The sequence below is a fragment of the Caballeronia sp. INDeC2 genome, from assembly GCF_023631325.1.
In the GTDB taxonomy this organism is placed as follows: Bacteria; Pseudomonadota; Gammaproteobacteria; order Burkholderiales; family Burkholderiaceae; genus Caballeronia.
Map to the genome: position 1 here is coordinate 12512 of NZ_JALQDG010000027.1, position 14419 is coordinate 26930.

Genomic DNA, 14419 nt, shown 5'->3' on the forward strand with positions numbered 1-14419 from the left:
GGCTGGTTATAGTTTCGTAACGGGCGACGCCACCGACATGAGGCGTGGTTCTCGCCGGTGAGACCGGCGCAGAGTGAGTCGAGCCGCGCTACCTATGGCGGGTTTATGAAGAGACAGGACGCGAGATGATGAGCGAACAGACAGGAAAGAGCGAACAGGCCGCCAAAAGTGCGGCAAAACCCTCGGCTGCCGAGGAGGCGCCGCGGCCAGCCATGGCTGCGCAGTTAAAGTCGGGTTCTGAGACGCAGGCGCACACGGACGAAGCGCGCTCCAAGTTCAAGGCGCTGTCGTCGCAGCACATGCCGAAGGATTTTGCGATTTCTCTCGACGCGTACCGTCGCGGTGGGACCGACGCGTTTCTCGGTCAGGCGCCGAGGCACGCGGTGACGCAGCCGATGCACGGCTTCGAGCAGACCTATGTGAACATCGTCGACTACATCGTCCGGATCACGCACCAGATCTGGGAAGAGAAGGACATCGGCTATATTTACGACACGTATAGCCATGACTGCGCGGTATGGGACGATCTCGCGCTGCAGTTCGGTCGCGACAAGATTGTTGCGGACACCATCGCGCTGAACAACGCATTTCCGGACATCCGCATTGTCGCCGACGAAGTAATCTGGGCCGGCGACGATACGATCGGCTTCCATACTTCCCACCGTACGCGCATCGTCGGCACGAACACGGGCTTTACGCGCTATGGCGAGCCGACCGGTCGCCGCGTGCAGTTCTGGTGCCTCGCGAACTGCGTTGCGCGCGACAACGAAATTTTTTACGAGCACGTGGTGTACGACACGGCGTCGGTAGTTCAGCAACTCGGTTACGACGTTGTCGAGACCGCGCGCAAGCTTGCGCAGTCTGACGTTGGCGCGCAACTGCCGAGGGATTTTCTCGGCAGTGAGCCGAAGCGCATGAGCGGTCAGTCGAAGCCTCCGCGCATGCCGATTCCCGGGCACATCGGCGACAACCCTGAAGAATTCGTGCGAGCCGCGCTGCACACGATCTGGAATCGCCGCAACCTGAGCGCGATCGATCGCGTTTACCATCCGTCCGTGCTCGTCCAGGTGACGGCGGGCCGTAATTTCCACGGCCAAGGACAACTCCAGTCGTTCATCCTGTCAATGCTGGCGATGTTCCCCGACATGCTTTACTCGATTGACGATCTCTACTGGATGGGCAACGCACGCGAGGGCTACCTCATCGCGATCCGCTGGAGCATGCTCGGCACGCATCGCGGCAACGGTCGCTACGGCGCGCCGACGGGCCGCGAAATCAATCTCTGGGGCATCACGCACTGGGTGATCGAGGACGGCAAGGTCACCAAGGAGTGGACGATGTTCAACGAGTTTGGCGTCCTCATGCAGATCAACAAGTAAGACCTCAGTGAGCCGCGCTTCGGCGCGTACGGGCGGGCAATGCGTGCGTCACGTGTGCGTTGCCGATTCGGTGGCACGGCGGCGGGTACGGTCGGGATACACGGCTGGCCTGCCGACGGCAGCGGAGACATCCATGAAGAAAGTCATATCCCTGGCAGGCGTCGCGGCCCTTGCGACGGCGCTTGCATTTCCTGTAATCGCGCGCGCTGCCTGCAACATCCCAGGCGGTTCGGTGCGTATCCTCGCGAACGACTTCGCGGCGCTGCGCATTATCACCGGCGCCGCGCAGACCTGTGCATCAGACACCGTCAGCGTGACGGCGAACGAAACCACGCAGCACGACAGCCTTCAGGTTCCCGCACTGCAGATCAGTCCAGCGGCCTATTCGGCCGTATTCGTCGCAAATAATTCGCTGTTTCCGCTGATGGACAAGGGCCTCATCCGCCCGCTCGACGATCTGGTCGCGCAATATGGCGCGGGTCTGCGCCCCGAACAACTCGTGAGAGTCGATGGTCACGTGATGGCAATCGCGGTCGACATCAACGCCCAGCATCTATTTTATCGCTCCGATATTTTGCGGCGAGCCGGCATTGCGCCGCCGACTACCTACGAGGGCATACTCGCGGCGGCGAGGGTCATTCGAAAGAAGGGCCTGATGCAATATCCGCTCGCCGCGACCAACGAGGCTGGCTGGTACGTCGCCGCCGAGTTCGTGAACATGTACCTCGGCTACGGTGGCGCCTTCTTCAAGCCGGGTACGGCCGAGCCGTCGATTAACAACAGCCGGGGCATTGAGGCGCTGAATATGATGAAAGCGCTCACTGAGTACATGGCGCCTGACTACACCACCTATGGTGCGGACGAAATGAACAAGATCTATATGTCCGGCAAGGTCGCAATGATGAACCAGTGGGGATCGGTGGCAGATACAGTGATCGACCGGCACGGCGCCGCGCCCGAGATCGCCGACAACACGGTGCTTGCTGCTGCGCCGACCGTCGGCGGCGGCAGCACGCCCGCTGCCGCGCTCTGGTGGGACGGCTTCGTGATTGCGCGCAATGTGTCCGACGAGGATGCGAGGGCGTCGTTTCTTGCGCTGCTGCACGGCATTCGTAACGAGGTCGCGCGCGCACACCCCGACGACGCCACCTGGCTCGCCGACGGCTATCACCCCGGCCTCGGCTCGGCCGGGGTGCTCGCGACGGCGCGCGCGCGCCCGCAACCGTATCCGATGGTGCCGTATATGGATCTGTTGCACGCAGCACTCGGCAGCGAACTGCCGCAGTTCCTGCTCGGCCGCCAAGATGCCGCGACAACGCTCGCTAACGTCGAGTCCGCCTACACTGCATCGGCACGGGCCAGCGGATTTCTACGCTAAGCGGCGCGACGAATGTCGTGCCAGATAATTTGGGTCGGTTCTTAAGGAGACGTGCCGTGCCACGCCGGGCTTTCTTCGCCTTCATGCTGCCATCGCTGGCCGCCATGGTTATATTCATCGCACTGCCTATCGTTTCGGTAGCGGTGCAGTCTTTCTACACCCAGCACGAACAGGTGCTGCTCAAGTCTCAATTCTGCACACCATTCAGCGGCTGCACGGAGGGCGTGCGCGTCGATTTTGAGGCGACTGAGCGGCGCCGCGAGGCACAGCCGCTTGGTCACTTTAACGGCTTCGGGACGTATCTCGACCGCAATCACCTCGCGGCCGCAGAGATTCGAGAGGCGCTCCACACGAGCGACGGCCCGGGCACGTTCTTTACGCGCATCTATGCACTGCCGTTCTACAAGGCGCTTTCGTTCACGTTGGTGTACACCTTCGTGGTAACGCCGCTTGCGATGATCCTCGGCTTCGCGACCGCGCTTGCCATCAACACGATCCGGCCGCAGGCGAAGGGTTTTGTGATTTTCTTCTCGCTCCTGCCGATGATCATCACGCCGCTCATCGGCGCGCTGATTCTGTACTGGATGATCAATCCGCTCGGCATTCTGGGCGCGACGCTGCAGGTAGTCACCGGTGACCCACAGCTGACGCTAAGCTCGTCCGCGCCGCTCACATGGCTCGCGCTGCTCACCTACGGCGTCTGGACCAACGCGCCGTTCTCCTTCATCGTGCTCTACGCGGGTCTCCAGACGGTGCCGCACGACACGCTCGAAGCGACCATGATCGACGGCGCAAGTCGGTGGCAGCGCATCCGCTACGTGGTAGTTCCGCATCTGTGGCCACTCGCGACCTTCATCGCACTCGTACAACTGATGGACAACTTCCGCGTGTTCGAGCCCGTCGTTGGGATGAGCGCGCAGGCCAATGCGACATCGCTGAGTTGGAACGTGTTCCACGATCTGCAGGGGCAGGCGGACCAGCAGTTCGGCTCGGCGGCCGCTACCTCGGTGCTGACGATTCTCGGCGTGATGGTTCTGCTCACGCCAGTTCTCGTAAGAACGTGGCGCGACTTCAACCGTAAATAGGAGACCTCGGATGTCAACCAGCACTCTCAAACGCCCGTGGGGCCTCAACGCACTGTCGACAGGTTTTGTCGTCCTATGGGTGTTCGCTGCTGCCTTTCCGTTCGTCTGGACGGTGTGGGGCTCGTTCAAGGTCGAGGCCGACTTCTTCTCTCGCACGACCTGGTGGAACGCGATCTGGGGCGTAAAAACACTTGCGCAGACGGGCCACGCCTTTACCGGCGCAGGCTATTACGGCGCGTGGGTCGTGCGCGACTTCTGGCAGCAAGCCATCAACACGACGATCGTGACAGTATGCGTTGTGGCAATCTCGCTGACATTTGGCACGCTCGGCGGCTATGCGCTCGCGCGCTCGAATTCCCGCTCGACGTTCTGGGTTTTGATGATAGCGCTCGTGTTCCGAGCGATGCCGCCGATTACGCTCGTCTCCGGCTATCTGCTGCCGTTTTTCGAGCTTAACGTGTGGGGGCATCTGCCGACGGCGATTATCGTGCTCGTCGCGATTAACCAGCCTTTCACGCTGTGGATGCTGCATTCTTTCTTTCTCTCGATCCCGAAGGATCTCGACGAAAGCGCGATGGTGGATGGATGCACGCGCTTCCAGGCGTTCCGCACGGTCATCATGCCCGTGATGCTGCCCGGCCTCGTCACGACGGGACTGTTCTCCTTCCTGCTCGCCTACAACGACTTCGCGGTAACCGCGATGCTGCTGAGCCAGGATAACTTGACGATGGTACCCAAAATATCGAGCTTTCTTGGGACGGTGCAGACAGAGGGCAACGTGATGTACGCAGTGGCGTCGGTTGTATCGGCGACCGTTCCGCTTTTCATTCTGGTCATGTTTTTTCAACGGCGCATCGTGAGCGGGCTGACCGCTGGCGCCGTCAAGGGTTAAGGGGCAAGCCATGGCACAAATCCGTCTCAAAAACGTCTCGAAGCGATGGTCGAATTTCGTCGGCGTCGATAATTTCGATCTCACCATCGGGAACGAGGAGTTTCTCGTGCTGCTCGGGCCGTCTGGTTGCGGCAAGACCACGACCATGCGCATGATCGCGGGTCTCGAGGACATCACCGAGGGCGAGATCTGGTTTGACGACCAACTCGTGAACCGGCTGGAGCCGAAGGACCGGGATATCTCGATGGTGTTTCAGAGCTACGGCCTATACCCGAACATGACCGTGTACGAGAACATCCGCTTCCCGCTCAAAGTGCGCAGGGTCGCGCCGGATCGCCATCACGAGATGGTGACGAACGCGGCGGCCATGGTTGAACTAAACGAACTTCTCGACCGGCGCCCGGCTGCACTCTCGGGCGGCCAGCGCCAGCGGGTTGCGCTTGGCCGTGCAATCGTGCGGCATCCGCGCGTGTTTCTGATGGACGAGCCGCTGTCGAATCTTGATGCGAAGCTGCGCGTGTCAACGCGCGCGCAGATCAAGAATCTCCAGCATCAGCTAAAGGTAACAACGATCTATGTGACGCACGATCAGATCGAAGCGATGACGATGGCTGACCGCGTCGTCGTGATGAACAGGGGCGTGATCCAGCAGGTTGGCACCCCCACGCAGATTTACGACCGTCCGGCCAACACTTTTGTCGCAAGCTTTATCGGCTCGCCGGCGATGAACCTTGTTGAGGGCGTAATTCATGGCGGCGTGTTCAGTGCGCCCGGGATCCGCATCGATGGCTTGCCCGCACAGGTGGCGGGCGAGATCACACTGGGCTTTCGCGCGGAAGACGCCAGGCTCGTCGCCGAGAAAGGCAATCTGACGGCCGACGTGTATTCGATGGAACTGCTCGGCGAAGCGACGATGGCGAGCTTTCGCATCGGCCATTCGCTAGTCTCTGTAAAGTCGTCGAAGAGTTACCGCGCTGAGATTGGCGATCGGTTGAGCGCTTCGGTACCGGCATCAATCTGCCATCTCTTCGACCGCAAGACGGGCAAGCGAATCGACTGAAACGCGTGGCAGCGCGCAAACGCAAATAACGGCCCCGCGAAGTCAGGTTGCATCAACTCATAGGATAACAAATGAAAGTGACGGTTGAAGAGATGCTGCGCCGCACGGTTCGCTACGGCGAACTCGTACCGTGCCGCACGGCATTCATCGACGCCCATACGCCGGGATCGAACCAGAAAGAGAATTTCACGATCATCGGGCGCGGCGTGTCCGAGAGCCCGGACCAGCACGTGCATCTCGCCGAAACGCCCGGCTTCAATATCGGCGCGGCGGGTCAGCCGCCCCGATGCCGCAACTCGCTGCATGCGCACCGGACGGCCGAGGTGTTCTTCGTGCTTAAGGGTCGCTGGCGCTTCTTCTGGGGCCGTTGGGGAGACGCAGGCGAAGTAGTTCTCGAAGAAGGCGATGTCTTCGACATTCCGACCGGGATTTTTCGCGGCTTCGAGAATGTGGGCACGGACTACGGCATGATCATGTCGATGCTTGGCGGCGACGACGCGGGTGGCGGTGTGGTCTGGGCGCCGCAGGTGATCGAGGAAGCCGCGCACCACGGTCTCGTGCTCGGCGCCGACGGTCGCTTATACGACACGAAGAAAGGGGAATCGCTGCCGGAGGGCATCGGCCCAATGCCGCTTCTAACTGACGAGGAGCTCACTGACTTTCCGGAGCCACCGACATCGTATGTGGTGCGCGACTACGTCGCGCGCTATCGCGATCTGATTGCGCTCGCCAGGCGCGCTCCCGCGCAGGTAATCGGCGAGCATGGATTGTTGCGCGACCGTCCGGGCTTCGAAGTGGAATTGCTTGGTCGCGATTCTCTCGCGGGCTCGCCTCAGCGCACTGGACGCCATTCCGTGCTGATGACGATGCGCGGCCACTGGCGCCTTGTGTGGGCTGACGGCTCGATTGTGCTTGCTCCCGGCGACACCTGCGCCGTACCCCCCGGGCTCGAATACACGCTCGCGCCGAGCATGTCGGGTGAGGCGAGCCTGTACCGCATCACCAATACAGGAGACGCAGCGGGGCCGACCTGGCGCAGTTGACCCATATGCGCGGCCGCCTCGCGTGCTGTTCCACACCCGCGCCGCGCTGAGCCCATTACCTTGGCGTCCCGCCGTTCAGGCGGCGTTCTTGCGTTCGAGCGCGGCGACAATTACTTCGACGCCCGCCACGGCCAGCGCACCGGCGAGCGCCGCGTCGGGAAGCTCGTTGACAACGAGTCGGTCGATTCGGTCAAGTGTACAGACCTGAAAGAGCGCGGTGCGATTCAGTTTCGTAGCATCGGCGACGACCGTAACGCGCTTGGCCTGCGCGATCATGGCACGCGCGATTTCCGCTTCGCGCAGCTCGTAATCCATCACGCCGCTCGGGTCGATCGCTCCTACCGTGATGACGGCATCGCGGGCGTGAAACTGCGAAATCTGCTCGACTGCAAGCTGTCCCACGTTCTCGGAGGCTTCGTCGACATACTCGCCGCCGATCAGAAATACGCGATGAGCTTCGCCGCCGCGCGCCATTGTCTGCGTGATCGCGAGCGAGTTCGTGACGACTGTCATCGCCGGGCGCGCGGCCAGTTCCTGGGCGAAAGCGAGCGTCGTCGTGCCGGTGTCGATGAAGAGCGTGTCGTCGCGGTCGAAGAGCGCAGCTGCGCAGCGGGCGACCGCGCGTTTTTCCTCGTCCTGTTCGAGCAGACGCGAACGAAACGCACCTTCGGTCTGCCGGTCGAGCAGCGTCGCGCCGCCGTGATATTTGCGTAACTGGCCGCGCAGCGAAAGTTCGGTGAGGTCGCGGCGGATGGTTTCGCGAGAGGTGCCGAGATGCTCGGAAAGAAAGTCGACGGTGACTTTCTTATGTTGGCGTAGCAGTTCGAGAATGGTCGTGTGTCGTAGTTGTGGTTTCATCGATGGCGTCCGAGGAGGAAGGCTCGACATGCTGTGGCGTCAACGCGCGGCATGCCCCATGCCGACCCAGATGGAACGAAATCGTGCGTCAGCGTCTCATTCACGTCAAGCGAAGATGGGTAAAAAAGGCAAAAACCCACTGAATCACTCGAAATAGACGGCCTATATTGACTGTTCGGGCATTTGTATATAACATTCGGTCATTGTACTTTGCGAATCGGTGACGCAATGAGTCCAGACGAGGGCGAGAACTTTGATGTTGCGGTGGTGGGAGCAGGCGTCGTCGGCTGTGCAGTCGCGCGCCGTTTCGCGCTCGCGGGCGCACGCGTGCTTGTGCTCGAGAGGGGCGCGGACCTCCTTTCCGGGGCAAGCAAGGCGAACAGTGCGATTCTCCATACGGGTTTTGACGCACCGCCTGGCAGCCTGGAAGTGGCGTGTATGAAGGCGGGCTACGAGGAATATCTGGGGATCGCGCAGCGCATGAACTTGCCGTTGCTTGAAACGGGCGCGCTTGTCGCGGCCTGGAGTGACGAGGAGCTCGCGCGGCTCGATGCGATTGTTGAGCAGGCCCACAAGAATGGCGTGATGGACGTGCGCCGCATCGAGCGCGGTGACATGCTTGCACGTGAACCTGGCTTGTCGCCGGAGGTGCGCGGCGGCGTGCTGGTGCCGCGCGAGCACGTAATCGATCCGTGGAGTGCGCCACTGGCGTATCTGACGCAGGCGATCGAGCATGGCACGCGCGTGTTGTTCGGTGCGCAACTTACAGGCGCGCGCCGCGACGGCGGCGTCTGGCAAGTCGAAACGAGCAAGGGCCGCTGGCGCGCCGCGTTCGTCATCAACTGCGCCGGCCTGTTTGGGGATCACGTCGAACGCGCACTGCTCGGTAGCAGTGAATTCACGATCCGGCCACGTAAGGGGCAGTTTGTTGTGTTCGATAAGGCCTCGTCGCGCTGCATTCGCAGTATCCTGCTACCCGTGCCGACCGAGCGCACCAAGGGCATCGTGATCACGCGCACTGCGTTCGGCAACGTGCTCGTCGGGCCCACAGCAGAGGAGCAGGACGACAGGACACGGACGAACGTCGATCACGATACGCTTGCGCGACTCATCGCGAGCGCCGTGGAGCGTGTGCCGGCGCTCGAAGGCATGCCTGTTACCGCTATCTATGCAGGACTGCGCCCCGCGACCGAGCTCAAGGAATACCGCATTCGCATCGAGCGGGAGCGCGGTTATCTGGCGGTCGGCGGTATTCGCTCCACGGGATTGACTGCCGCGCTCGGCATTGCGCGGCACGTACTTGCGCTCTATGAAGGTGGCGAACCCCAGGCCGAGCTCGAGGCTCGTAGCTGGCCCCGTATGCCGAACCTTGCGGAGCACCGGCTGCGAGACTGGCAACTGCCGGGCGACAACGAAATTGTCTGCCACTGCGAGCTCGTCACGCGCCGTGAAATCGAAGCCGCACTCAGCAGTACGATTCCACCCGGTGATTTCGGCGGGCTAAAGCGGCGCACGCGCGCCTGCATGGGACGCTGCCAGGGATTCTACTGCGGCGCGCGCATCGCCGAGCTGACGAGTGCGCGGCTCGCCGCCCCGCTCGCCTTGGGGGACTGCCATGAATAAGCGGTTCGATAGCGACGTGCTCGTCATCGGCGGGGGCCCGGCCGGCATCGCTGCCGCCGTGGAATTGCGTCGCTGCGGCGTCGCCTCTGTGACGCTGCTCGAACGCGAGCCCGAACTCGGCGGCGTGCCGCGTCATTGCGGGCACCCACCTTTCGGCATGCGCGAATTCGGTCGCGTGTACAGTGGCCCTGCCTATGCGGCTCGTCTCGCAAAGCTTGCGGAGTGCCAAGGGGTGCAGATCCGCACCGGTGTCACCGTCACGCAGCTAGAGCCAAATGGCACAGTGCGTATTGTCGATGCGTCGGGGATGGCGACGCTTTCCGCCGCGCGCGTGCTGCTCGCGACCGGCGTGCGAGAATCGCCGCGCTCGGCCCGGCTCGTTTCCGGCGATCGACCAATTGGCGTGCTCAATACGGGCGCACTGCAGTCATTCGTATATTTGCGCCGCCTGATGCCTTTCCGGCGGCCTTTGATTGTCGGCACGGAACTCGTCGCAGTTTCGGCCGTGCTTACCTGCCTGAAGGCTGGTATCCGTCCCGTCGGGATAATCGAGGCCTCTGCGCGCCCGACGACGCGGCGCTTGTTCATGGCCTTGCCCAGGCTGTGCCGCGTGCCGGTCTGGTACAGCACACAGCTTGAGGAGATCGTGGGCACGAATCGCGTGGAAGCGGCTCGGCTGCGTGACCAGGGCGGCGCGCTGCGTGCGGTCGATTGCGACGGCATTCTCTTCACTGGACAATTCATTCCGGAAGCGACGCTCGTGCGTGGCAGCCATCTGATGCTCGACAGCGGCACGGCCGGCCCGGTCGTCGATCAGTACGGGCGCTGCTCGGACCCGGCCTACTTCGCGGCGGGCAATCTGCTGCGACCTGTGGAGACAGCCGGTTGGTCGTTCCGTGAGGGGCGGCGTATCGGCGCGACGATTGCAGAGGACTTGCAAGGCGGTCTCGCGGCGACGCCGAAGGGCGCGACGCTGAGTGTTGAGCGCGGCGATAACGTGAAGCTGGTGATGCCTCAGCGGCTCGCTCTGCCGCTCGCGGATTCGGGGCTTGGCATGCTTCAGATTCGAGTAACGCATCCCGTCGATGGCGTACTTGAGGTCAGTGCAGGCGGACGTGTCGTCTGGCAGCAGTCGGTGAACGCGCTGCCCGAAAGGCGCATGTTAGTACCGCTCGGCCGCCTCGGCATGCAGCCGGGGAACGACACCTTGCGCGTTGCCGTGCGGACGCGTCCATGAAGGAACGTCCGTGTAAGACGCGTGGACGAAACGATGGAGGCGGAACAAAAGCATGAAGCGAGTAGCAGCGATTGATCAGGGGACGACGAGCACGCGCGTGCTGGTAGTTAGTGAGGATGGCACGATGTCGATCGCGCACGCGGTCCGTCACGCCCAGCATCACCGCCAGCCCAGTTGGGCGGAGCACGACCCGCAAGAACTACTTGCCAACGTCGAAGCGTGCATTGCGGCGGCAGGCGAGGTGGACGCGATAGGCATCGATAATCAGGGCGAAAGCTGCCTCGCGTGGGACGCGGTCACAAAGGCCCCGTTATCCGACGTAATTGTTTGGCAGGACCGACGTACCGCCGAGCGAATCGAGGTGCTGCGGGCGGAGGGCGCCGAGGCACTCACGCTAGAACGTGCGGGCCTGCCGCTCGACGCCTATTTCTCGGCCACGAAGCTCGGCTGGCTGGTTGAGCATCAGCCTGGCGTCCGCGCGGCGCTGGTTGCCGGACGGCTGCGCCTCGGCACGACCGACGCGTGGTTCCTCGATCGCCTGACAGGACGCTTCGTCACCGATACGACCACTGCGTCGCGTACGTCCTTGATGGACCTCGCGAGCGGAAGGTGGGATCAGGACCTGTGCGACTTGTTCGGCGTACCGATCGAGGCGCTGCCTGAGATTCGCGAAAGCGTCGGCGATTTCGGCTTCATCGGTCGTTCGCGCGTCAGCGCCTCGATTGTCGACCAACAGGCAGCGCTCTATGGACACGGTTGCCGCGTGCAAGGCGACGCAAAGATCACCTTTGGCACCGGCGCGTTCGCGCTCGCACTTACGGGCGCGTCTGTCGTGCGTGCGCCGGAGCAGGGCTTGCTGCCAACGGTTGCGTGGCATCTCGGCGGCACGCGTACCTATGCGGTCGATGGTGGCGTCTATGACGCCAGTTCGGCCGTCGAGTGGGCTTCGCGTCTTGGGCTTTTCGGCGATACGTCGGAGATTGCCGATTTCGCTGCGCCCTCTGCGATCGCGCGTGGGCTTGCGTTCGTACCCGCGCTCTCGGGGCTCGCTTGTCCACATTGGGACCGCAGCGCCGGGGCGATGTGGCTTGGCATGCATGCTTCGACGCAGCGCTTGGATCTCTGCCAGGCCCTGCTCGAAGGGGTCGCGCTTAGCGCGGCCGAGGTGATCGAGGCGATGCGCGCGCACGTAGGCGTAGCGGATCGGCTCTCGGTGGACGGCGGCCTTACGCAGAACCGCTATTTCGTGCAGTTTCTTGCCGACATGCTGGAGCGCCCCGTCGTGACGCAGCGGTTTCACGAGCTGACTGCATACGGTTGCGCTTCGCTTGCCGCGCTTGGCGCGGGCATCGAACTGCCGCCCCGTGAGTGCGACGTGACCGTATATGAGCCGAGTCGGAACGGGGCGTTCGTCGGCGAGGCAAAGGCCCGCTTTGCCGATGCGGTCGCGCGCGCTCGGCGCTGGCATTAACCGGGAAGGTGTCAACAGGGTGCCGCAGCGGCATCGACGCGTGCAAGCCACGCCTCCACAGAAACGGCCAACTCGGCAGGCGCTTCGAGCGGCACGAAATGGCCGGCGGTGTCGCACACGCGCCATTCCGAGTCACGCAGTCCGGCGGACATCTCGCTCTGTCGGTCGGCAGGATTAATGACATCGTGGCGCCCGCTGACGATGAGCGAAGGCATGCGCATGGCGGCGAGGCGCGGACGACTATCGGCGCGCGCGATCGCAATTTCGGTTTGCGCGTCGAACATGTCGAGGCCCACGCGCTCGGCCATTGCGACGATGTACGCGGCCAGCGCGTCGTCGCAAAGCCGCGAAGGAGCAACATACTGCGTCCAAAGCATTTCGCGTACGTAGTTGCCAAGCCCACTCTCGCGCGCGGCTTTGACGGCCGCACGGCGATGCTGCGCGTTGCCGGCCACATCTGGCCTCGCATTGGTCGCGACGAGCGCGAGGCCAAGGACGCGTTCGGGCGCCGCATGCGCGAGTTCAAGCGCTACGAGGCCGCCCAGCGAAAACCCGAGCACAGCAAAACGCGAGGGCAGGCGTTGCAACAGCGAGTGGGCCGCCTCCCGCACGGTGCGTTCGCCCGCATAGGACTGCGCTGCCGCGCGTGCACGTAGTTTGGGCCGCGCTTCAAGCATCGGCTCCCAAAGTGCGTCGTCGCAGAGGGTGCCGGGCAGTAGCACAAGTGCAGGGTGCGCTGCGCACGACGCCATATTGTCGCGTGCAGTGCTCATGAGTATCTTGCGTGTTGTGTCTTACCTGTCGCCGCTTCGCGGAACGCACGCGTGATGAGGCTCGTCGTGACGTTCGCGAAATAGCGCGCCCCGAGTGCAGCGTACCGGTCCTCTTCTTCCGGTGTTAGTGCCACGATACCCGCGCACTTGCCCGCGTCGACGATTCCAGCGAGTGCGGACTCAATTGCCTCGCGCACTTCGGGAGCCTGCCAGTCGCCGCCGTGGCCCATAACGTGCGAGAGATCATTCGGGCCGACGAACACCCCGTCCACGCCTTCCACACTCGCAATAGCTCTTGCGTTCGCGACGCCGAGCGGTGTTTCAACCATCGCCACGAGCGCGATTCCCGCGTTGCTGCGCTCAACGTGGGTGCTACCGCCGAAAGCACCGTAGCCCGCCGCGCGCGGGCTGAACGCGCACCCGCGTGTGCCAAGGGGCGGATAGCGCACCGCCGCCGCGAGGCGGCGTGCCTGCTCGACGGACTCGACCATCGGAATCTGCACCGCGCCGACTCCCATGTCGAGCAAACGCGGCAGATCTCGTTCGAAGCAACGTACGACGGGCGTGATGCCACTCGCACGCGCGGCGCGCAGCATGTGCTCGGTCGTGCCGTAATCGGCACTGCCGTGCTCGTTATCGATGATTACGAAATCGAAGCCGGCGTAGCCACACATCTCGATAATTGCCGGACTCGGCAAGGCATTGAATACGCCGCGCATGCGCGGCCCGGCAGCAAGTCGCTTGCGAAGGCTAAAATCGGGGGGCAGCGTGCGGGTCGTCATGGTCGGATCCAATTGAATATCGGTGTTGCGCGGCGCGTGGCTTCGCTCATCGCGGGAGCGCTCATGCGGCGGTCCATCCGCCGTCGAGCATAAGGGCGCTGCCGGTGACGAGACTCGAGGCGGGGGACGCGAGAAAAACTATGGCGCCTGTCACCTCATGAAGTTGCCCTATACGGCCGAGCGCCGTGCGCTGACTTGCCCAATCGCGAAATGCCACGTCGTCGAGCATGCCTGCGGTCATCGGTGTCTCGATGAACGTCGGGCATAAGGTGTTCACGCGGATGCCCGCCGGACCAAGCTCCCATGCGAGCGCCTTAGTCATGCCCTCAATCGCGTGCTTGCTCGCACAATATAGCGTGCGGCGCGGACTGCCGACATGCCCCATCTGCGAAGACACGTTAACAATTGTGCCGGGCTGCTGTGCGTCGAACAATCGGCGCGCGAACGCGCGGGCAACATAGAACATCGCTTTAACGTTGAGCTCAAGCACCGCGTCGATGTCCTCGTCCCCGATTTCGATCAGAGGCTTCGGTCGGTTCGTTCCAGCGTTGTTCACGAGGATGTCGTAGGGCAGGTCGGTTTTCCCGATTACGCGATCCACGTCTGCGGATTGTGTTACGTCCAGCAACCGGCTCTCGCAAGCGTGACCCTCAGCGCGTAGCGCTTCGCAGACGGCATCGAGCGATTCCTGCCGGCGTGCCGCGAGTGTGACGTGCGCGCCGCTTCGTGCGAGCGCAACACCGGCAGCGAGTCCAATGCCGCTGCTACCCCCCGTGACGAGCGCGCGCGCGCCAACAAGCGAAAAGTTCGGCCCTGCTGGCAGCGCAATCATAAGCGG

13 protein-coding genes are annotated in these 14419 nt (G+C 63.0%); 9 read left to right on the top strand and 4 right to left on the bottom strand.

Annotation, left to right across the window (positions count from 1 at the left end):
- Positions 1 to 212: 212 nt before the first annotated feature.
- From NCS28_RS15610 to NCS28_RS15635, 6 genes are all read left to right on the top strand, one after another.
- Complete coding sequence (locus tag NCS28_RS15610) at positions 213 to 1379, top strand: ester cyclase (RefSeq protein WP_250514664.1); 1167 nt, start codon at positions 213 to 215, stop codon at positions 1377 to 1379.
- A gap of 133 nt (positions 1380 to 1512) precedes the next feature.
- Entirely contained in the window at positions 1513 to 2757 is a 1245-nt protein-coding gene (locus tag NCS28_RS15615; RefSeq protein ID WP_250514665.1) for an ABC transporter substrate-binding protein, read from the top strand.
- 56 nt (positions 2758 to 2813) lie between these two features.
- The gene (locus NCS28_RS33350; RefSeq protein ID WP_250514666.1) at positions 2814 to 3842 is read left to right on the top strand and encodes a carbohydrate ABC transporter permease; all 1029 of its coding nucleotides are present in this window, start codon (positions 2814 to 2816) and stop codon (positions 3840 to 3842) included.
- Between the two features lie 10 nt (positions 3843 to 3852).
- Positions 3853 to 4734, top strand: a complete 882-nt coding sequence (locus NCS28_RS15625; protein ID WP_250514667.1) for a carbohydrate ABC transporter permease — start codon at positions 3853 to 3855, stop codon at positions 4732 to 4734.
- Between the two features lie 10 nt (positions 4735 to 4744).
- Entirely contained in the window at positions 4745 to 5794 is a 1050-nt protein-coding gene (locus NCS28_RS15630) for an ABC transporter ATP-binding protein (protein WP_250514668.1), read from the top strand.
- Positions 5795 to 5865: 71 nt separating this feature from the next.
- On the top strand, positions 5866 to 6837 hold the full coding sequence (locus NCS28_RS15635) for a cupin domain-containing protein (protein ID WP_250514669.1): 972 nt from the start codon (positions 5866 to 5868) through the stop codon (positions 6835 to 6837).
- A gap of 75 nt (positions 6838 to 6912) precedes the next feature.
- Here the strand turns inward: NCS28_RS15635 and NCS28_RS15640 are convergent, their stop codons facing one another.
- Entirely contained in the window at positions 6913 to 7695 is a 783-nt protein-coding gene (locus tag NCS28_RS15640; protein WP_250514670.1) for a DeoR/GlpR family DNA-binding transcription regulator, read from the bottom strand.
- A gap of 228 nt (positions 7696 to 7923) precedes the next feature.
- Here NCS28_RS15640 and NCS28_RS15645 point away from each other — a divergent pair, with 228 nt between their 5' ends.
- From NCS28_RS15645 to NCS28_RS15655, 3 genes are read left to right on the top strand one after another with little or no spacing between them, the layout of a single operon-like run.
- Entirely contained in the window at positions 7924 to 9318 is a 1395-nt protein-coding gene (locus tag NCS28_RS15645) for an NAD(P)/FAD-dependent oxidoreductase (protein WP_250514671.1), read from the top strand.
- Positions 9319 to 9334: 16 nt separating this feature from the next.
- On the top strand, positions 9335 to 10555 hold the full coding sequence (locus tag NCS28_RS15650) for an NAD(P)/FAD-dependent oxidoreductase (RefSeq protein ID WP_250514672.1): 1221 nt from the start codon (positions 9335 to 9337) through the stop codon (positions 10553 to 10555).
- A 52-nt stretch (positions 10556 to 10607) separates the two neighbouring features.
- Entirely contained in the window at positions 10608 to 12026 is a 1419-nt protein-coding gene (locus tag NCS28_RS15655) for an FGGY family carbohydrate kinase (protein ID WP_250514673.1), read from the top strand.
- Between the two features lie 11 nt (positions 12027 to 12037).
- On the opposite strand, the gene NCS28_RS15660 is transcribed toward NCS28_RS15655, so the two are convergent.
- From NCS28_RS15660 to NCS28_RS15670, 3 genes are all read right to left on the bottom strand, one after another.
- Positions 12038 to 12799, bottom strand: coding sequence for an alpha/beta fold hydrolase (locus tag NCS28_RS15660; protein WP_250514674.1), 762 nt, complete (start codon positions 12797 to 12799; stop codon positions 12038 to 12040).
- Complete coding sequence (locus NCS28_RS15665; protein ID WP_350029793.1) at positions 12796 to 13581, bottom strand: HpcH/HpaI aldolase family protein; 786 nt, start codon at positions 13579 to 13581, stop codon at positions 12796 to 12798. Before NCS28_RS15665 ends, NCS28_RS15660 begins: the two co-directional genes overlap by 4 nt.
- A gap of 61 nt (positions 13582 to 13642) precedes the next feature.
- The gene (locus NCS28_RS15670) at positions 13643 to 14413 is read right to left on the bottom strand and encodes an SDR family NAD(P)-dependent oxidoreductase (RefSeq protein ID WP_250514675.1); all 771 of its coding nucleotides are present in this window, start codon (positions 14411 to 14413) and stop codon (positions 13643 to 13645) included.
- Positions 14414 to 14419: the final 6 nt, after the last annotated feature.

Bases quoted from the DNA above. Each gene is read 5' to 3' on its own strand.
- NCS28_RS15660 (WP_250514674.1), bottom strand. From the start codon at position 12,799: ATGAGCACTGCACGCGACAATATGGCGTCGTGCGCAGCGCACCCTGCA.
- NCS28_RS15625 (WP_250514667.1), top strand. From the start codon at position 3,853: ATGTCAACCAGCACTCTCAAACGCCCGTGGGGCCTCAACGCACTGTCG.
- NCS28_RS15655 (WP_250514673.1), top strand. From the start codon at position 10,608: ATGAAGCGAGTAGCAGCGATTGATCAGGGGACGACGAGCACGCGCGTG.
- NCS28_RS15645 (WP_250514671.1), top strand. From the start codon at position 7,924: ATGAGTCCAGACGAGGGCGAGAACTTTGATGTTGCGGTGGTGGGAGCA.
- NCS28_RS15670 (WP_250514675.1), bottom strand. From the start codon at position 14,413: ATGATTGCGCTGCCAGCAGGGCCGAACTTTTCGCTTGTTGGCGCGCGC.
- NCS28_RS15665 (WP_350029793.1), bottom strand. From the start codon at position 13,581: ATGACGACCCGCACGCTGCCCCCCGATTTTAGCCTTCGCAAGCGACTT.
- NCS28_RS15630 (WP_250514668.1), top strand. From the start codon at position 4,745: ATGGCACAAATCCGTCTCAAAAACGTCTCGAAGCGATGGTCGAATTTC.
- NCS28_RS15610 (WP_250514664.1), top strand. From the start codon at position 213: ATGGCTGCGCAGTTAAAGTCGGGTTCTGAGACGCAGGCGCACACGGAC.
- NCS28_RS15615 (WP_250514665.1), top strand. From the start codon at position 1,513: ATGAAGAAAGTCATATCCCTGGCAGGCGTCGCGGCCCTTGCGACGGCG.
- NCS28_RS15635 (WP_250514669.1), top strand. From the start codon at position 5,866: ATGAAAGTGACGGTTGAAGAGATGCTGCGCCGCACGGTTCGCTACGGC.
- NCS28_RS15640 (WP_250514670.1), bottom strand. From the start codon at position 7,695: ATGAAACCACAACTACGACACACGACCATTCTCGAACTGCTACGCCAA.